We start from the raw sequence: 19,614 nt of genomic DNA, 5'->3' as shown, positions 1-19,614 counted from the left end.
GACTAAAATGAAATATAAATTACTCGCTGCTAGTATTTTAGCTACCATGAGTACCTCGGCACTTAGTGCAACGTATCAGTTAACTGAGCTGAGTGTATTAGCCGATACAAAGCATAACTATGTTAAAGATGTTAGTGAAAGCGGGCACATAATTGGCCTTTCTAACGGCTTATACAACTTACCTATTGATGTTAGTTATATTGATTTCACAGATAGCGCAATCGAAAGAGCTTATGAACAACAAGAAGACTACTTCGAGTTAATTGATAAGCAAATTACTTTTACGCTTGATGATATTGAAAATAATAATGCAGCGGCAACTAATCCTGATGCTCACAGTTTTATGCTGTCTTTTTTAACAGCGCAAGCAACGAACCCTGATTATCAAAAACTAGCTAATATTGTCGGGTACAATATTTTAAATGGCGAAGCCCAAGAGCAAGTATTATTTGATATCGCTTCAGTTGATTATGATGGTTTAACGCGTTCTGTTAGCAATTTTTATAATGCCGTAGCAGAAGATGGAATCGCAGTGGGCTGGGGCAGTGCGCCTTATGAAAAAACAGTGTTTACTCCAGATGGTGAAACTGAAGAAGAAACCCGTTTCGTGCGCGATTTTATCTCTCGGGGTATTATTGTCTCTCCTGACGGATTGAGTGTGCCACTGGTCCCTGAGTTTGATGAATACGGCGGAATAAGTAGTGCCAGTGATATTGTAAAAACAAATTCAGGCTATACGGTGGTAGGCCAAGTGTCGACAGGTATACCAGCTGATCGTCAAGAAAATATCGATGATTCTTGCGATGGTGAAGACCAACCCGTTTCTGTGTGTATTGAAGGTTTACAAAGAAGTACTTCGTCTCGTTTATTTGATACCCGCGCTGTTAGATGGAGTTTAGATAGTAATTTAAATATTACCAATACAGAGTTATTAGGTTTAGGGTTAACACCTGAAGAAGATGATGACTTTGCCTTTATAAGCAATGCACTGGCTGTTAATAGTAATGGCACCGTTGCAGGTTTTTCTGATGTACGTGATCATGATAGTTCATCAACGATTCGTTCGTTACCTGTTTATTACAAAGACGGTAAAGTGGTTGAAATGCTTGATCAAGAAGATGACTGGACTGCAGGTAAGTCATTAGCGATTAATGAGAATGACGTTATCGTGGGGTATGGCATAAGAAGAATTGAAGGTTCAGACCGACTTAAATTTTTCTACCACGACATTGCAAGTAACAGTACAGTGTTCCCTACGGATTACTTTAATAGCTCAGCGTCAATAGCTAATGATATTAATGATAATGGCTACATTGTAGGTGAAGGTGAAACCGATGTATTTAATGTTGGCTCACGTCGTCGTGAAGGTTTCTTGTATAAGATTGGTGAAGATGCAATCACCAACATTAATGATTTATTACCGTGTTACGAAGCTGATGGTGAAACGCGTTATAAATATGTCGTGTCAGAAGCAAAAGTAATAAACAACAAAAATGAAATTTTTGGTGTTGCAACGAAGACTGTTGAAAAAACGGATACATTAGGTGGCGTGGTACGAGATATTAACGGTGAAATAGAATACGAAAGTATTGCAGTCCCAGTTAAGTTAACACCTATTGATGGCAGTATCGAAAGTTGTTCAGATCCTGAGACGGACACTTACGAACGTCAATCTGCTAGTTTTCCTTGGTATACGTTATTGTTGTTACCGTTAGTTGGCTTACGTCGCGCGTTTCGTAAATAACAGCTGAGCCATTCAATTAATTATATAAATAAAAAACCCTGCTTCACTCAGCAGGGTTTTTTTTGTCTATACTTTAACTAAATTAGGAACGTTGACTATTTATGGCGATTTACCCAAGCCTTGCGTACTGAACGACGCCATAAAAAGTCCACGCCGAAATAGCCTATCGCAGAGGCAAAAGTAGCGCAGATCAAGGATCCAACTAAAAAAGCAGGGCCGATAGTGGTTAAGCTGTCTAAAAACCATTGCCAGCTAGGTTCAAAAGCAAAGTGTTGCTCGGGCTGACCTAGTGCAATAGTGCCGATCAGATAAGAGCAGTAAAAGATAGGTGGCATTGTTAGCGGGTTAGTGATCCACACAACGGCGACTGAAATAGGTAAATTAACTCGTAACGGAATAGCCAGAGCGGCGGCAAGCACCATTTGAAAAGGAACAGGGATGAAAGCGAAAAATAAACCGACAGAAAATGCCCCACGAGCGGAACGGCGATTTAAATGCCAGAGATTGGCATCGTGGAGTAAACGACCAAAAATTTTTAAAGATTTATGATGTTTAACTTTATTGTGATCGGGTAAAAACCGTTGGATCGTTTTCTTAGCCATTTAAAGCAACCATTTACATCTGTTTGGTTAAGCGTTGGGTTTGTTGTTGGTTGTATTATAACCGTTTTTTATTATCAGACCCTTGTATTTACAGTTTTCGCTTTATCTCTATTAATTGCGAGCGCTTATTTTAAGCCGTTTTACACAGTATTGTTAGGTTTTATTTGTGGAATTTGCTGTGTTTGGGGACATTTTTCTAGCTTCTATACTATTTCACCGTTAGTTTTGCATGAAAATCAACCGTACTATTGTCAGCTCACTGTTGTTGACGTTATTTCACAGCGTGATCACTTCTATGTGAAAGTTCAGCTTAACAAGATTAATCAACAAAGTCAGTCAGCGCTAAAACCGCCTTTTGCACTAGTTACGTTAAAAAGTGAGCAGCAGCTTGAAGCTGGTGATGATATTAACACTTGGCTACAGCTAACAAAATATCGCAGTCAAAAAAACTATGCTGTGTTTGATAAAGAGCGCTATGCATTTAGTGAACGAATCTTTTTTAAAGGGAAACAGGTAGGCAATTATATTGAAATAACCAAAAATACAGATGCTGAACTGATTAAATCGTATCGCCAATATATCAACAATATATACCAAAATAGCACGTTAAACTGGTTGTACTACCCACTGTTAACGGGCGATCGCAGTGAGATGAGTTTTTCACAAAAAGAAGAGCTGCAGCAACTCGGCATCAGCCATTTATTAGCTATTTCAGGATTGCACATAGGCTTAATGTTTAGTATCGGCTTTTTCATTACTCGTACTATCATGAGCTGTTTAAACTTTATGGTTAAACCTTGGACACAGCAGTTAAATTTGTCACAGATTTATGCTTTAGGTGGGTTTTTACTGGCATTTAGTTATGTGTATTTAAGTGGTTTTATAGTCTCTGCTACGCGAGCATTACTTATGCTAGGCTGCTATTTAGTTATTTATTTTTATGCCAAACAAGCATTACGTTGGCGTAGTATTTTGTTTGCTTTGGTGTGCGTATTACTTATTGACCCCTTTAGTCTACTTAATCCTGGGCTTTACTTTTCATTCACTGCGGTAGTCATCATTTTCTGGGTATTGAGTGTTATCTCCTTCTCTGCGATAGGTTTAGTTGCAATCATTAAAACTTTGATCATTTTACAAATAGCCTTGTTTATAGGTTTATTGCCGTTATCACTTTATTATTTTAATGGGGTCAGTGTAATTGGTTTAGCTGTTAATTTAGTGGCGATACCAATACTTGGTTTTATTATAATGCCAAGCTTAGTGTTGTTTTCAGTGATGAGTCTGCTGCTTGATATGAGTAACTTGATTGGTGTGTTTGATTATTTGTTACAGTACGCCTATCGGTCATTAACTTTACTACCGGTTGAGTATCGCTGGATTGATACCGCTACATTTAGTTTGCAATGGCTAATTAGTAGTTATCTCACAATTTTCATTGTATGTTTTACACCATGGCGATTAATGGGGTGTTTTCCTATTGCTGTTAGCTTTTTTGACTACTATTTGCAGCCAAAACCAGTGTGGCAGCTTGATGTGTTTGACGTAGGTCATGGCACAATGGTGTTAGTTAGCAAACAAGGTAAAGGCTTTATTTATGATTTGGGACCTGTGTATTTTAATACATATACAAGGATAAACAATACCTTAGTGCCTTACTTAATCAGCAAGGGAATTGAAACCGAAGTTACCTTGATAAGCCATATGGATAAAGACCATGTTGGCGGGTTGGCTCACTGGTTGCAGCACGGCTATCATCATACCTTTAGTTTGCTACATCCGAATGGGCCGGAGCAAGGTTGTAAAGCGGGTAAATATAGCTTCTATAACTTGATGATTACAGTACACGAGCCTGCAGAGTATTTACAAACTGAGAATGATAATTCGTGTGTTGTTCATATTAGTGATGGGACTTTTAGTGTTTTACTACCAGGAGATATATCAGCTAAAAGAGAAGCGCAATTACTCGCACGGCAAAATGGACTTAAGAGTACTGTTTTACTGAGTCCCCATCACGGTAGCAACACATCATCGAGTGAACTATTTATTAAAGCAGTATCCCCAGAAGTGGTGATCCATTCAACAGCCTATAAAGGGCAATGGCAATTACCGCATCGGCAAGTTGTTGCACGATTTGCTGATCATAATGTATTGCAATACACAACGGCCGCACATGGACAGATAAATATTGCCTTTTATCAACATGAATACACGATAAATCTAGCTCGATATGATGAAAGTTATTGGTTTCTAAAAGATTGAGTTTAGTTTTATGGAGCTGGAGGCTACAATAGCCACAGACTATGAATAAGAGAGTGTTATGGATCAAACTACATCACAAATTTATAAGCGCTTATTGTCGTATGTGGGTGATTATAAAAGTATCGCCATATTAGCTGTGATCGGCATGATAGGTTACTCGGCTATGGATGCTTTATTCATTCAATTAATGAAACCATTTATTGACCAAGGTTTAAATGAACGCAATAGCGATGTTTTAAAATACGCTCCATTCGTGGTGATTGCATTAGTAATAGGTCGTGGCTTTTTTAATTATATGTCATCTTACTGCCTCAGTTATGTTGGGTCTCAAGTTGTGCGTGCGTTGCGTCAGCAATTGTTTGAGCATATTTTACATCTGCCTGTTTCATTTCACGATAAAAACTCAACGGGTGATTTAATTTCTAAAATAACCTTTGATACTGAACAAGTACAACAAGCAATTACTAAAGCGATGCTTGTTGTTGTTCGTGAAGGAGCTTTCGTTGTTTTTTTACTGGGGCTTATGTTTTATACCAGTTGGAAATTATCACTGATATTCTTAATTATTATTCCGCTTGTTGCTGTCATTGTCAGTGTCGTATCCAAGCGTTTTCGTTATATCTCTAAAAATATTCAATCAGCAATGGGTCAAGTAACCCGTAGCTCAGAACAAATGCTCAGTGGTCATAAAGTGATCCATGGCTTTGGCGGGCAGCAGCAAGAAATATCACAGTTTGCGCACATTAATAATCATAATCGCCAACAGCGCATCAAAATGGACGCCACCAAAGCGTTAAGTGTTTCTATTATTCAGATTTTAGCTGCCAGTGCGATGGCAGTTATTTTATGGGTGGTTGCAATGCCGTCGATGATCGATGCCATTAGCTCTGGAGATTTTGTGGTACTTATTTCATCTATGATGATGTTACTACGCCCACTTAAGCAACTTGCTAATGTTAATAGTGATCTACAACGTGGTATTTCAGCCGCGCAGAGTATTTTTTTAGTTCTTGATGAAGAAGTAGAAAAGGATAGCGGTACAGTGTGCGTGGATAAAGTACAAGGGCATATTGAAGTTAAACACGTCACCTTTAGCTATCCCACTAAAGATGAGCCAGTATTAAAGGATTTATCACTGACCATTAAAGCGGGTGAGAGCATTGCCTTAGTGGGGCGTTCAGGATCTGGTAAATCAACGATTTCTAACTTATTACCGCGCTATTATGACTTACAACCACCGGGTGAAATATTACTAGATGGTATTGCGCTCAGTGATTATAAGTTGACTGATTTACGTAAGCAATTTGCTTTGGTTTCACAGCAAGTTGTGCTCTTTAATGACACCATTGCTAACAACATAAGTTATGGCATTAACCGTGAACTTACTGGCGATGAACTCTTAAATGTAGCTAAGCAAGCACATGTGTGGGAGTTTGTTAAAGATTTACCTGATGGTCTAGATACCATGGTCGGTGAAAATGGCGTAATGTTATCAGGCGGGCAACGCCAGCGTATCGCAATTGCGCGAGCGATTCTAAAAGATGCACCAATTTTAATTTTAGATGAAGCAACATCTGCATTAGACACAGAATCAGAAAAGTTAATCCAACAGGCACTTGAACACTTGATGAAGGATAAAACCTCAATTGTGATTGCTCACCGTTTATCAACGATTGAAAACAGTGATCGGATTTATGTTATTGATAATGGTCAAGTGATCGAAAGTGGTGATCATCAGTCATTACTTGAAAAAGACGGCACGTATTCAGCTTTATGCAAAATGCAATTTGGTGAAAACGGGTGAGTAAAATAGAACAAAGCTGGTATCAAGGGCTCAGTGTTATCACTGTATTGCTGTTACCTTTGAGTTTAGTGTTTTGGTTGATCAGTACAGTGCGCCGTGCAGCATATGAAATAGGGTTCTGTAAAGCGTACATGAGTCCAGTGCCAGTTATTGTGGTTGGTAATATAAGTGTCGGCGGCAATGGTAAAACCCCTTTTGTGATCTGGTTAGTTAGCCATCTACAACAGCATAATTTAAAAGTAGGGGTGATCAGCCGTGGTTATGGTGGCCATAGTAAAGATTACCCTTTGACTGTGACAGAAAGTACCAGTCCTGCTGATGCTGGTGATGAACCGGTGTTAATACAGCGAAGATTAGCCTGTCCTGTGGTGGTAGGTCCAAACCGAGAAGCAAACATCAAACAGTTACTTAGCGAGCATCAACTCGATGTCATTGTCTCCGATGATGGCATGCAACATTACAAAATGGCTAGGGCCATAGAATGTTGTATTGTCGATAGTCAACGTCGCTTTGGTAATGGTTTTATTATGCCTGCAGGGCCACTGAGAGAAACCCAAGCACGATTAAATTCTGTGGATTTAGTCATTGAAAATGGTGGCGATAACCCATTTAACTATCAACTGAAAAGTGCAGAGTTATTGACCGTTGCTAATGCAACAGCAGCACAAACAACCTTACTTGAAGGTCACGCTGTAAGTGCAATAGGAAACCCACAACGCTTTGAAAATAGTTTACGTGAACAGGGGATATCGCTATTAAGTTGTCATCATTATCGTGATCACTATGCGTACAGCTCAGCTGACTTTGAAAAATTTAATGATGAAATAGTGTTTATGACAGAAAAAGATGCGGTAAAATGTCAATTATTCGCAAAACCAACATGGTATTTTTTACCTGTAGACGCGCAGCCATCTGCAGCGGTGGTTACTAAACTAGATTTATTACTAAAAGAAAAAGGGATCCTCGATGGCCTTTGATACAAAGTTACTTGAAATAATTGCCTGCCCAGTCTGTAAAGGCAAGCTACGTTTAGATAAAGAAAACAATGAGTTGATCAGCACGGCAGCAAAGTTGGCTTATCCAATTCGTGATGATATTCCAGTATTGCTTGAAAACGAAGCACGTGAGTTATCGCAGCAAGAGATTGAAAAGTGGAATTCGTAGTTGTTATTCCAGCGCGATACGCATCTAGCAGGTTACCGGGTAAGCCGTTAGCGGATATTTGTGGCAAACCGATGATCCAACATGTGTATGAAAAAGCAATGGCAGCAGGAGCGAGTAAAGTAGTTATTGCAACCGATCATCAAAAAGTATTCGATGCAGTTAGTGCGTTTACCAAAAATGTACTAATGACCAGTGAAGATCATCAATCAGGCACAGAGCGTCTAGCACAAGTAATGGATTTACTCGCATTAGCGGATGATACTATTGTGGTAAATGTACAAGGTGATGAGCCATTACTTGCTTCTGAAAATGTTGCACAGGTTGCTGCATTGCTTGCCGATTCATCTGCACCAATGGCAACGCTAAGTGTTGCCATTGACGATATAGCTGAAATATTAAACCCTAATGCAGTTAAAGTAGTCAGTGATATTAATAAAAATGCCTTGTATTTTTCCCGTGCCAGCATTCCTTTTGACCGCGCTAATATGATGGAGGCGGCCAACAACCATCAATTAAATACTGCACACTATCAGCGACATGTGGGAATCTATGCTTATCGTGCGGGCTTTATCAAGCAATACATTGAACTGACGCCTTCACCACTTGAACAATTAGAATCGTTAGAGCAACTTCGTGTGCTGTATCACGGTCATCAAATTAAAATTGAACAAGCACAAATAGCCCCCCATGCTGGGGTAGATACACCTGAAGATTTAGCGCGTGTGATAAGCTATTTAGAAAGTAAAGCTGCGAGTGAATAAGCTTATTTTATCCGTGCATGCTCGGCATGATGATTTTTATATTATAGAAAAACCACCAGGGCTTAACTTTCACAGCGAAGATGGCCCAGGTTTCGTGGTACTTGCAGAGCAGCAGCTAAATGAAAAGCTTTATGCGGTACATCGTTTAGATAAGGTGACATCTGGTTTAATTATCTTAGCGCGAAACAGCACAGCGGCGGCTGAGTTCACTCGTTTATTTACTACACATCAGGTTGACAAGTTTTATCTCGCGCTATCTGATGCTAAGCCGAAGAAAAAACAAGGCTGGGTGAAAGGTGATATGATTAAATCACGTCGTAGTAGTTTTAAGCTTTTAAAAAGTATTGAAAACCCTGCGATCACCCGTTTTTATTCACTCAGTGTAGCAGCTAACTTACGTGGCTTTATTTTAAAGCCATTTTCAGGAAAAACCCATCAATTACGGGTTGCTTTAAAGAGTTTAGCGGCGCCTATTTTAGGTGATCCACTGTATGGTGGCACGTCCGCACAGCGTACCTATTTGCATGCTTATGCACTTTGCTTTAGCTGGCAAAATCAACAATATCAGTTTGTGTGTAAACCTGATAGTACAACACTGTTTAGGCAGTTAATTGAACACGAAAATTTTCACACATGGCAACAGCCATGGCAATTGGATTGGTAAATGACAGACTCTATAACCGATATTCGTTTTGGCGGTATAAAGCGCTTATATGGACAACAACAATTTGCATGGCTGCAAGAGGCACACTTTTGTGTTATTGGTATAGGTGGTGTTGGCTCTTGGGCCGCAGAAGCCTTAGCAAGAACTGGCGTTGGTAAGTTGACGCTTATTGACCTTGATGATATTTGTGCAACGAATGTCAATCGACAAATTCATGCCTTAACTGGCACTGTGGGTGAAGCAAAAGTGGAGGCAATGAAAACACGCTGTGAGCTTATTAACCCAGAGTGTGAAATTAATGTGATTGATGATTTTATTACGTTAGAAAATATTCGTGAATATATCCAGAATTTTGACTATGTAATTGATTGTATTGATGCAGTAAAAGAAAAAGCAGCGTTAATCGCACATTGTAAACGAAATAAAATACCGGTAATCACCACAGGTGGAGCTGGTGGACAAACAGATCCTAGCCAAATAACCTTTGGTGATGTTGCTAAATCAACCCAAGACCCTTTACTTGCGAAAGTACGTTATATTTTGCGTAAGCAGTATAACTTTAGTAGCAACCCTAAACGTAAATTTAATATCGACTGTGTCTATTCAACAGAGCAACTGGTTTATCCTGGTACGGATGGCAGTGTATGCCATACAAAACAAAATGCGGATGGCTCACTGAATATGGATTGTAATAATGGCTTTGGCTCTGTGACTATGATCACTGGCAGTTTTGGCTTTTTTGTAGCCGCTAAAGCGGTGCGTAAATACCTAGACAAAAAACACCGTTTAGCAAAGGTTTAAAGTGATCTATCAGCAGCCATGGATTGAATTCGTTCAACCATGGCTTTAATGCCATTCCCCCGTGATGGACTTAAATGTTGAATAAGCCCTAATCGTGAAAATTCAGCAAGCGCGTCGGTTTTAATCACTTGCTCTGGCGTCAAGCCATTATATAAAGCTAATACAATTGCCAATAAACCTTTGACTATACGTGTATCAGAGTCGCCAACAATAACGAGAGTGTTCTCTTCTAGATCAAAGTCTAAATATATCCATACTTTACTTTCACAACCAGGTACAAGGGCGCTATCTGTTTTTAAAACGCCAGGCATTGGCGGCAATTGTTTACCTAAAAGCATTATTTCACGGTATTTTTGCTGCCATGCTGGTGCATTTTCAATGGAAAACGCAATCTCTTTAAACGTTTTAATCATGTCTTATCCGAATTTAGTCTAATAACGCAATGCATTCTTGCAAAGCTGCGATGAATAAATCAACGTCTTGGTGATTATTATAAAATGCAAAACTGGCGCGCACACTGCCATTTATGCCTAAATGTTGCATAAGAGGTTGAGCACAATGGTGACCGCTACGTACAGCTACACCATAGCCATCTAATAGGGTGGCTATATCAAAAGGATGTTCATCTTTATAGTTAAAGCACAAGGTGCCAATGTTGTTGTTAATGTCGCTATAAATAGTAATTCCATCAATTAGTTGTAGTTTTTCTACTGCATAATTAAAAATAGCTTGTTCATGCGTATATACATTAGTCTTATCTAAACTGACTAGATACTTAATTGCAGCAGAAAAAGCGATGACAGCGGCGATATTGGGAGTACCAGATTCAAATTTTGCGGGCGCTTGGCGAAAAGTTGTTTCAGTTAATGTGACAGTTTCAATCATTTCGCCGCCAGTTTGATACACAGCTAAGCTATTTAAGCGCTCATAACGGCCATATAATCCGCCTAAACCCGTTGGCCCGAGCATTTTATGTGCTGAAAATACGTAAAAATCGCAACCTAGTTGTTGTAAGTTAGGCTGTAAATGTAGGGCTGCCTGCGCACCATCTACTAGCGTGATGGTATGTTGCTGCTTTGCTGCGTGTAAAATTGTTTCAAGTGGAGTGATATTGCCCAGTGCGTTTGATGCATGTGTTATTGCAAGTACCGTGGGCTTGTGTTGTTCAATAAAATTAACACATTGTTCAACGTTAAAGCGTCCATTTTGCTGTAAAGGTAAAGTCAGCAATGTTGCGCCTGTGCGTTTCGCAAGTTGTTGCCATGGCACAATATTAGCGTGATGTTCTAACGCAGAAATGACAATTGTAGACTGGTTATCTAGCTGTTCACTCAGGCCATTGGTAACAAGGTTGATCGCCTCAGTTGCGCCTTTCGTCCATACTAATTCATTGGCTGTGATATTAAAAAACGCAGCAACAGTAGCTCTGGCTTGCTCATAGGCGAGGGTGGCTTGCTCACTGAGTGTATGTCGGCCGCGGTGTACATTGGCATTGTTCCGTGCATAAAATTGCTCAGTTGCAGCAATGACAGCTTGCGGTTTTTGAGTTGTCGCAGCTGAGTCAAGGTAGACCAGTGGTTGCTCGTTGATAAGTTGCTTGAGAGCAGGAAAGTCTGCACGAATTTTTTCTACATCAAACATAACGTTTCAACATCTAATAAGACAAACCAAATTTAAAATGAGCGAGAATTGTAATCACTTTATGATTTTTCTCAAGGGCTGGACACAAAAAAGGCCGCAAATGCGGCCTTTTTTAGCATTAACTAACGGTTAACGCTTATCAGATGATACGTAATCACGATGTGTGTGACCAGTATAAAGCTGACGTGGACGGCTGATCTTATGACCCGGTTGAGATAGCATCTCATCCCAGTGCGTGATCCAGCCTACAGTACGTGCCATTGCGAATATCACAGTGAACATGCTTGTAGGAATACCGATTGCTTTTAAGATGATACCTGAGTAGAAATCTACGTTAGGGTAAAGTTTCTTCTCTACAAAGTACGGATCTTCAAGTGCAATTTGCTCAAGCTTCATTGCAATATCAAGTAATGGATCTTGAATGTTAAGTTCAGCTAATACTTCATGGCACGTTTGACGCATCACCGTTGCGCGTGGGTCGAAGTTTTTGTAAACACGATGGCCAAAGCCCATAAGACGGAACGGATCCGCTTTATCTTTTGCTTTAGCAACGTATTCATCAATACGGTCTACTGAACCAATTTCTTCTAACATGTTTAAACATGCTTCGTTTGCACCGCCATGAGCAGGGCCCCAAAGTGATGCGATACCCGCTGCAATACATGCATATGGGTTAGCACCAGAAGAACCTGCAAGACGTACAGTAGACGTTGATGCGTTTTGTTCGTGATCAGCATGAAGCATAAAGATTTTATCCATCGCTTTAGCTGTAACAGGGTTCACTTTGTATTCTTCAGCTGGAACAGAGAACATCATGTGTAAGAAGTTTTCTGCATAGCTTAAGTCATTACGTGGGTAAACAAATGGTTGACCTACGTTATATTTATAAGCCATCGCCGCGATAGTTGGTAATTTAGCAATCAGTTTCACTGCACTAGTTTTACGCTGAGTAGGGTCCGTGATATCAAGATCTTCATGATAAAAAGACGATAATGCACCTACTACACCACAAAGCATTGCCATTGGGTGAGCGTCAAAACGGAAACCTTGGAAAAAGTTTGCAATTTTCTCATCAAGCATAGTGCTATGCGTGATTTCTGATGCAAATTCAGCATATTGCTCTTTTGTAGGTAATTCACCATTTAATAGTAAATAGCATAGCTCAACGTAATCTGAGTCTTCTGCCAATTGCTCAATTGGGTACCCACGGTGCAATAGAATACCTTTGCCACCATCAATGTAAGTGATTGAAGATTCGCAAGAACCAGTCGACATGAAACCTGGATCATAGGTAAAGTGACCGTGAGCACCTAACGTACGTACGTCAATAACATCTTGACCAGCAGTGCCTTGGTAAATTGGAAGTTCGATTGGATCTAGACCATCAATATGGACCGTGGCTTTCTTATCCGCCATCTATTTATCTCCTATTAAGATAACAACTCTGATTGTTATGTTCTGAATCTGTTTAAGCACATTCTTTTCATTTTAACGTGAAAGAGGGGGTTAAAGTCAATTTTTATAAACATTATGCACAAATGTATAATAAATATTCTGACGGGATTAAATATTATACCATTGGCTAATTCGCAAACGTCTCTAACTAAACAAGAATTGTAAAAAGACCTTGGGCTATATATACTATCGAAGGTTTTATACCGTATTGTCTGTAGGTAAATGTTATTTTTGCAGCTAATTTTTGCATAAATGTGAACTTTGTTGTTAAAAAGAGCTTTGCTTAGATAGTTCCATCAGAAAAATCGTTTTCTGATGGGTTAAGAAAAACAAGTAGATGAGCCCCAATGTGGGCAAGATGGGCAAGTAACTGTGAAAAAGCAAAGACCTGTAAATCTAGATCTAACAACTATATCTATGCCGGCATCGGCTAAAGCATCAATTTTTCACCGCGTCACCGGTGTTGCATTATTTTTTGCTTTAACGTTTGTCATTTGGGCTTGGTCAGAGTCTCTTTCTTCAGCTGAAGGTTTTGAATTCGTCAAGGGTCTGTTTAGCGGATTCATTGCCAAATTTATAGCTTGGGGCACCATTTCTGTATTGGCGTATCACCTAATTGGTGGTATCCGTCATATCATTATGGATATGGGACATTGGGAAGAACTTGAATCAGGTAACCTCAGCGCTAAAATTGCAATGGCACTTGGCGTTGTGGCTTCTGTATTAGCAGGGGTGTGGATATGGTGTTAAATCAAGCAACTCTAAAACGTGACGGCGTACAAGATTATGTTTCGTTACGTACCACGGCACTAGTAATTACCGCGTATGCGATTTTTATTATTGGCTACTTCTTATGTACGCCAGAAGTCACTTTTGAAGCATGGCAAAGCCTGTTTTCAAACCTCGCAATGAAAGGGTTCACACTTATTACCCTCGTTTGTATTATGGTTCATACCCGTATTGGTCTTTGGCAAGTATTGACTGACTATGTTAAGTGCGCAACTTTACGTGCTGTTCTAGGGTTTGTATTAAACCTGATGGCCGTCGCATACGTAGCAATTGGTCTAATCGTTTTATGGGGTGTTTAAGTGAAATATTCTGTTCGTGAATTTGACGCCGTTGTGATTGGCGCAGGTGGTGCGGGTATGCGCGCGGCACTTGCAATCACTGAATCAGGTAAAACCTGTGCGCTTATCTCTAAAGTTTTCCCAACCCGTTCTCATACTGTGTCTGCACAAGGTGGTATTACGGTTGCGCTGGGTAACTCGCATGATGATAACTGGGAATGGCATATGTATGATACGGTAAAAGGTTCCGATTTTATCGGTGACCAAGACGCTATCGAATACATGTGTAAAACAGGCCCAGAAGCAATTACTGAATTAGAAAACATGGGTCTACCGTTTTCTCGTTTTGAAAATGGCCGTGTTTACCAACGTCCTTTCGGTGGTCAATCGAAAAACTTTGGTGGCGAGCAAGCTGCTCGTACAGCAGCAGCTGCTGACCGTACAGGTCACGCGTTATTACACCTTCTTTATCAGCAAAACGTTAAAAACAAAACCAATGTGTTCTCTGAGTGGTATGCATTAGATTTAGTTAAAAACGATGATGGTAATGTGGTAGGTTGTACTGCAATCGATATCGAAAGTGGTGAAGTTGTTTATTTCAAATCGAAAGCGGTGGTATTGGCAACTGGTGGTGCAGGTCGTATTTTCGCATCAACAACGAATGCACACATCAACACTGGTGACGGTGTTGGTATGGCGACTCGTGCTGGTATTGCTATGCAAGATATGGAAATGTGGCAGTTCCACCCAACAGGTATTGCAGGAGCAGGTACACTTGTAACTGAAGGCTGTCGTGGTGAAGGTGGTTATCTTTTAAATAAAGATGGCGAACGTTTCATGGAACGTTATGCACCAAACGCGAAAGACTTAGCGTCACGTGATGTTGTTGCCCGTTCAATGATGACAGAAATTCGTGAAGGTCGTGGTTGCGATGGCCCTTGGGGTCCACACATTAAGCTTAAACTTGACCACTTAGGTGAAGAAACGCTTAATCTACGTCTTCCAGGTGTATGTGACCTTGCTAAAACATTTGCTCACGTTGACCCAGCTAAAGAGCCAATTCCAGTAATTCCTACTTGTCACTATATGATGGGTGGTGTACCAACTAACGTAAATGGTCAAGCCCTACAAATTGATGCTAACGGCAACGAAAAAGTAGTAGAAGGCTTATTTGCGGTTGGTGAAATTGCCTGTGTATCTGTACACGGTGCAAACCGCTTAGGCGGTAACTCATTACTTGACTTAGTGGTATTTGGTCGTGCGGCTGGTAACTTCTTAGGTACTTACCTAAATGATGTTGAAGTGTCAAAAGACGCATCAGATTCAGACTTAGAAGCGGCACTTGCACGTTTCAATCGTTGGGAAAACTCAACGGCTGGTCAAGGTGAAGATCCAGTACAAATCAAGAAAGACTTGCAAAAATGTATGCAACTTAACTTCTCAGTATTCCGTGAAGGTGAGTCTATGGCAGCTGGTTTGCAAGAGCTTAAAGAAATTCGTGAACGCTTGCAGCATGCACGTCTTGATGATAAATCATCAGACTTCAATACTGCACGTATCGAATGTCTAGAGCTAGATAATTTGATGGAAACAGCGTACTCAACAGCAGTTGCTGCAAACTTCCGCACAGAAAGCCGTGGTGCTCACTCACGTTTTGACTACCCAGATCGCGATGACGAAAACTGGTTATGCCACTCAATATTCAATCCGGTTACGGATGAAATGAGCAAACGTGATGTTAACTACGCGCCTAAATTGCGCGAAGCATTTCCACCTAAAGCACGTACATACTAGGAGCGAGACGATGGCACAAGTACAATTTTCTGTTTATCGTTATAATCCAGATGTTGATAACGCCCCACGTATGCAAGAATATACTTTGCAAACTGAAGAAGGCCACGACATGATGGTATTGGACGCACTTTTATTATTAAAAGAGCAAGATCCAACGTTATCATTCCGTCGCTCATGCCGTGAAGGTGTATGTGGTTCTGACGGTGTTAACATGAATGGTAAAAATGGTCTAGCATGTATTACTCCTTTATCTACGCTACAAAAAAATGGCAAAGGTAAAATTGTAATTCGTCCGCTACCAGGTTTACCAGTGGTTCGTGACCTTGTTATTGACATGAGTCAGTTCTACACTCAATACGAAAAAGTAAAGCCTTATCTAATTAATGATACACCTGCTGCAGGTGAGCGCCTTCAATCAATCGAAGAGCGTGATAAGCTAGATGGTTTGTATGAGTGTATTCTATGTGCATGTTGTTCTACATCGTGTCCTTCGTTCTGGTGGAATCCAGACAAGTTCATAGGTCCAGCTGGTCTTCTTCATGCATATCGTTTCTTGGCTGATAGCCGAGATACTGCAACTGAAGAACGTTTAGCAGACTTAGACGATGCATTCAGCGTGTTCCGTTGTCACAGTATCATGAACTGTGTTAGCGTTTGTCCTAAGGGTCTTAATCCTACTAAGGCAATTGGACAAATCAAATCAATGTTAATAAGCCGTTCGGTTTAATAATCTTGATAAAAGTAAGATGGCTAATGTTAATTAGCCATCTTGTAATAACAATTAATTTCTGCGCTAAAGAAAAGGGCTTATAAATGCACGAAGGTGTGATGAAGGCATGGCTAGAATCTTCACATTTAAACGGCGGAAACGTTGCTTATATAGAAGAGCTTTATGAAGCGTATTTAGACAATGCGACTTCTGTGCCAGAAGAATGGCGAGAAGTGTTCGAACAGTTACCAAAAGTTGATGGTGTGGATGTTGAAGTTAAGCATTCAGAAGTTCGAGCACAGTTTGCGGCGCTTGCGAAAAACAAGCATAGAGAAGTAGTGGTAGCAGAGGGCAGTGGTAGCGGCGATCCTAAACAGGTTAAAGTACTACAGCTCATTAATGCTTTCCGTTTCCGTGGTCATCAAAATGCCAACCTAGATCCATTAGGAATATGGCAGCGTGAACGCGTTCGAGACTTAGAGCTGGAATACCACGACTTATCTGAAGCTGATTTTGACCGTGAATTTAACGTGGGATCGTTTGCCGTCGGCCGCGATACCATGCCTTTAGGTGAATTATATCAGGCACTCAAAACTACATATTGTGGTTCTGTTGGTGCTGAGTATATGCACATCACATCAACTGAAGAAAAACGTTGGTTACAACAGCGTTTAGAATCAGTGCAATCACGTCCAACATTCAGTAAAGATGAAAAACTGCGTATCCTAAAAGGATTAACTGCAGCTGATGGTCTTGAAAAGTATTTAGGGGCTAAGTTCCCAGGTGCTAAGCGTTTCTCGCTCGAAGGCGGTGATGCATTAGTGCCTATGCTGAAAGAGTTAATACACCGTGCTGGCGAAAGTGGCCAACAAGAAGCGGTTATTGGTATGGCTCACCGTGGACGCTTAAATGTGCTTGTTAATGTACTTGGTAAAAACCCATCAGAGTTATTTGATGAGTTTGCCGGTAAACATAAAGACACGCTAGGTTCTGGTGATGTTAAATACCACATGGGTTATTCTTCTGATTTTGCTACAAAAGGTGGCAAAGTTCATATGGCACTTGCCTTTAACCCATCTCACCTTGAAATTGTTAACCCAGTAGTAATGGGCTCTGTACGTGCTCGTTTAGACCGCTTGGGTGACAGTTCTGGTATTAAAGCACTGCCAATCACGATTCATGGTGATTCGGCAATTGCAGGCCAAGGTGTAGTACAAGAAACCTTCAACTTATCGCAAACTAATGCGTTTAGTTGTGGTGGTAGTATTCGTATCGTAGTGAACAACCAAGTTGGCTTTACTACTAATAAACAAGACGATGTGCGTTCAACAGATTACTGTACCGACATCGCAAAAATGGTGCAATCGCCAATTTTCCACGTAAATTCTGATGATCCTGAAGCAGTTGCGTTTGTAACGCAAATCGCGCTTGATTTTAGAAATCAATTTAAACGTGATGTGGTTATTGACCTTGTTTGTTATCGCCGTCATGGTCATAACGAAGCGGATGAGCCAAATGCGACTCAACCGATCATGTATCAAAAAATCAAAAAACACCCTGTACCACGTTTGATCTATGCTGATCAACTGATGGCTGAAGGGTCGTTTACCGAAGATGAAATTAAAGCACTTGCTGATGAATACCGTAATGGTTTAGACGATGGTCATTGTGTCGTTGAAGAGATTCAGCCAGAAACATCACATTCTTCTGATTGGGCTAAATATGTAGGCCATGAATGGAGTGTTGATTATGATGCCAGCGTGCCAGTTGAAAAACTGAAAGAACTTGGTGAAAAAGTAGCAAGCTACCCTGCGCAATATAAAGCACAGTCACGCGTTAAAAAGATTTACGATGATCGTAAGTTAATGGCCGCGGGTGAAAAACCGCTTGATTGGGGTATGGCAGAAACATTGGCTTATGCAACAATCGCTAGTGAAGGCACAGACATTCGTCTGACAGGGCAAGATTCAGGACGTGGTACATTCTTCCACCGTCATGCCGTTGTTCACAGCCAATCTGATGGTGCAACGTATACGCCGCTAGAACACATAAGCGAAAAGCAGGGTACATTCCAAGTATTCGACTCAGTGTTATCTGAAGAAGCGGTTGTCGCGTTTGAATATGGTTATGCAACAGCAGAGCCTACATCACTGGTATTGTGGGAAGCACAATTTGGTGACTTCGCTAACGGTGCGCAAGTTGTATTTGACCAATTCTTAAGTTCAGGTGAGCAAAAATGGGGCCGTTTATGTGGTCTTACAATCTTGCTACCGCATGGTTATGAAGGACAAGGTCCAGAGCACAGTTCAGCACGTTTAGAGCGTTTCTTACAGCTTTGTGCTGATCACAATATGCAAGTATGTGTGCCTTCAACACCAGCTCAAGTATACGCTATGCTACGCCGCCAATCAGTTAGACCACTTCGTCGTCCATTGATTGTTATGACGCCTAAATCGTTATTACGTCATCCACTTGCGACATCAACACTTGAAGAGTTATCTGAAGGTGTGTTCCATAATATGATCGACGAAATCGATGATATTGATGCGGCTAAGGTAGAGCGAGTGATTTTCTGTAGTGGTAAAGTGTACTACGAGTTACTGCAAGAGCGTCGTAAACTTGAACTTAATAACATTGCTATTGTGCGTGTTGAACAACTATACCCATTCCCACATGATGAAATGGACGCTATTATGGCCCGTTATCAACATGTAAAAGACTTTGTTTGGTGTCAAGAAGAGCCGCAAAATCAAGGTGCTTGGTATTGTTCACAACACCACTTTGTAGAAGCAATTCCACAAGGTGCGAAGCTTAAATACGCAGGGCGCAAAGCATCAGCGTCTCCTGCATGTGGTTACATGTCAGTGCATACTAAAGAACAACAAGCGCTAGTCGCAGACGCGCTTACTATTGAAAATAAAGGATAAGCAATGAGCACAGAAATTAAAGTTCCTGTTCTTCCTGAGTCGGTTGCTGATGCTTCCGTTGCTACATGGCATGTAAGTGTTGGCGACAAAGTAAGCCGTGATCAGAACTTAGTAGACATCGAAACAGATAAAGTTGTTTTAGAGGTTGTTGCACCAAATGACGGTGTGATCACTGAAATTTCACAAGAAGAAGGTGCAACCGTGCTTGGTGATCAAGTGATC

At 40.6% G+C, this 19,614-nt stretch carries 18 protein-coding genes; 14 read left to right on the top strand and 4 right to left on the bottom strand.

The features are described 5' to 3' along the window. Positions 1-7: 7 nt before the first annotated feature. A complete protein-coding gene (locus tag CWB85_RS13835; protein ID WP_016709629.1) occupies positions 8-1,744 on the top strand; it encodes a DUF3466 family protein in 1,737 nt (578 codons plus the stop codon). Between the two features lie 95 nt (positions 1,745-1,839). Here CWB85_RS13835 and CWB85_RS13830 read toward each other — a convergent pair whose 3' ends face one another. After that, a complete protein-coding gene (locus CWB85_RS13830; RefSeq protein ID WP_138555201.1) occupies positions 1,840-2,346 on the bottom strand; it encodes a DUF2062 domain-containing protein in 507 nt (168 codons plus the stop codon). Here CWB85_RS13830 and CWB85_RS13825 point away from each other — a divergent pair. Genes CWB85_RS13825 through tcdA form a run of 7 tightly spaced genes read left to right on the top strand, consistent with a single transcriptional unit; the run spans position 2,326 to position 9,799 of the window. Beyond that, on the top strand, positions 2,326-4,605 hold the full coding sequence (locus CWB85_RS13825; RefSeq protein WP_138555200.1) for a DNA internalization-related competence protein ComEC/Rec2: 2,280 nt from the start codon (positions 2,326-2,328) through the stop codon (positions 4,603-4,605). The two genes, CWB85_RS13830 and CWB85_RS13825, sit on opposite strands and share 21 nt — an antisense overlap. Positions 4,606-4,663: 58 nt before the next feature. Next, the gene (msbA, locus tag CWB85_RS13820; RefSeq protein ID WP_016709632.1) at positions 4,664-6,409 is read left to right on the top strand and encodes a lipid A export permease/ATP-binding protein MsbA; all 1,746 of its coding nucleotides are present in this window, start codon (positions 4,664-4,666) and stop codon (positions 6,407-6,409) included. Further along, positions 6,406-7,386, top strand: coding sequence for a tetraacyldisaccharide 4'-kinase (gene lpxK, locus CWB85_RS13815; RefSeq protein WP_016709633.1), 981 nt, complete (start codon positions 6,406-6,408; stop codon positions 7,384-7,386). Before msbA ends, lpxK begins: the two co-directional genes overlap by 4 nt. Continuing rightward, the gene (locus CWB85_RS13810; RefSeq protein WP_016709634.1) at positions 7,376-7,573 is read left to right on the top strand and encodes a Trm112 family protein; all 198 of its coding nucleotides are present in this window, start codon (positions 7,376-7,378) and stop codon (positions 7,571-7,573) included. Before lpxK ends, CWB85_RS13810 begins: the two co-directional genes overlap by 11 nt. Then, positions 7,561-8,334 carry a 3-deoxy-manno-octulosonate cytidylyltransferase gene (kdsB, locus tag CWB85_RS13805; protein WP_016709635.1) on the top strand — a complete coding sequence of 258 codons (774 nt, stop codon included), beginning with the start codon at positions 7,561-7,563 and terminating at the stop codon, positions 8,332-8,334. The genes CWB85_RS13810 and kdsB overlap by 13 nt, the downstream gene beginning before the upstream one ends. Further along, complete coding sequence (locus CWB85_RS13800) at positions 8,327-8,998, top strand: TIGR01621 family pseudouridine synthase (RefSeq protein ID WP_016709636.1); 672 nt, start codon at positions 8,327-8,329, stop codon at positions 8,996-8,998. Before kdsB ends, CWB85_RS13800 begins: the two co-directional genes overlap by 8 nt. Next, positions 8,999-9,799, top strand: a complete 801-nt coding sequence (gene tcdA, locus CWB85_RS13795; RefSeq protein ID WP_138555199.1) for a tRNA cyclic N6-threonylcarbamoyladenosine(37) synthase TcdA — start codon at positions 8,999-9,001, stop codon at positions 9,797-9,799. Here tcdA and CWB85_RS13790 read toward each other — a convergent pair. The 3 genes from CWB85_RS13790 to CWB85_RS13780 all read right to left on the bottom strand — a co-directional run bounded on the left by CWB85_RS13790 (position 9,796) and on the right by CWB85_RS13780 (position 12,856). After that, the gene (locus CWB85_RS13790; protein WP_016709638.1) at positions 9,796-10,212 is read right to left on the bottom strand and encodes a SufE family protein; all 417 of its coding nucleotides are present in this window, start codon (positions 10,210-10,212) and stop codon (positions 9,796-9,798) included. The genes tcdA and CWB85_RS13790 overlap by 4 nt on opposite strands. A gap of 13 nt (positions 10,213-10,225) precedes the next feature. Next, complete coding sequence (locus CWB85_RS13785; protein WP_138555198.1) at positions 10,226-11,440, bottom strand: aminotransferase class V-fold PLP-dependent enzyme; 1,215 nt, start codon at positions 11,438-11,440, stop codon at positions 10,226-10,228. Between the two features lie 129 nt (positions 11,441-11,569). Beyond that, positions 11,570-12,856, bottom strand: a complete 1,287-nt coding sequence (locus tag CWB85_RS13780) for a citrate synthase (protein ID WP_016709640.1) — start codon at positions 12,854-12,856, stop codon at positions 11,570-11,572. Between the two features lie 411 nt (positions 12,857-13,267). On the opposite strand from CWB85_RS13780, the gene sdhC reads away from it, so the two are divergent. The 6 genes from sdhC to CWB85_RS13750 form a co-directional block, all read left to right on the top strand. Next, the gene (gene sdhC / locus CWB85_RS13775; protein ID WP_080571547.1) at positions 13,268-13,645 is read left to right on the top strand and encodes a succinate dehydrogenase, cytochrome b556 subunit; all 378 of its coding nucleotides are present in this window, start codon (positions 13,268-13,270) and stop codon (positions 13,643-13,645) included. After that, a complete protein-coding gene (gene sdhD / locus CWB85_RS13770) occupies positions 13,636-13,983 on the top strand; it encodes a succinate dehydrogenase, hydrophobic membrane anchor protein (protein ID WP_016709642.1) in 348 nt (115 codons plus the stop codon). The genes sdhC and sdhD overlap by 10 nt, the downstream gene beginning before the upstream one ends. Next, positions 13,984-15,756 carry a succinate dehydrogenase flavoprotein subunit gene (gene sdhA, locus CWB85_RS13765; protein ID WP_016709643.1) on the top strand — a complete coding sequence of 591 codons (1,773 nt, stop codon included), beginning with the start codon at positions 13,984-13,986 and terminating at the stop codon, positions 15,754-15,756. Between the two features lie 10 nt (positions 15,757-15,766). Further along, a complete protein-coding gene (locus CWB85_RS13760) occupies positions 15,767-16,483 on the top strand; it encodes a succinate dehydrogenase iron-sulfur subunit (protein WP_016709644.1) in 717 nt (238 codons plus the stop codon). Between the two features lie 86 nt (positions 16,484-16,569). Further along, positions 16,570-19,392 (top strand): 2-oxoglutarate dehydrogenase E1 component, encoded by a 2,823-nt coding sequence (locus CWB85_RS13755; RefSeq protein WP_016709645.1) that lies wholly within the window; start codon positions 16,570-16,572, stop codon positions 19,390-19,392. A 3-nt stretch (positions 19,393-19,395) separates the two neighbouring features. Next, the coding region (locus CWB85_RS13750) for a biotin/lipoyl-containing protein (RefSeq protein ID WP_283235133.1) at positions 19,396-19,614 on the top strand (219 nt) is incomplete at its 3' end.

The organism is Pseudoalteromonas sp. S1727 (assembly GCF_005886375.1).
In the GTDB taxonomy this organism is placed as follows: domain Bacteria; phylum Pseudomonadota; class Gammaproteobacteria; order Enterobacterales; family Alteromonadaceae; genus Pseudoalteromonas; species Pseudoalteromonas haloplanktis.
This window is presented reverse-complemented; position numbering and strand designations above follow the sequence as displayed.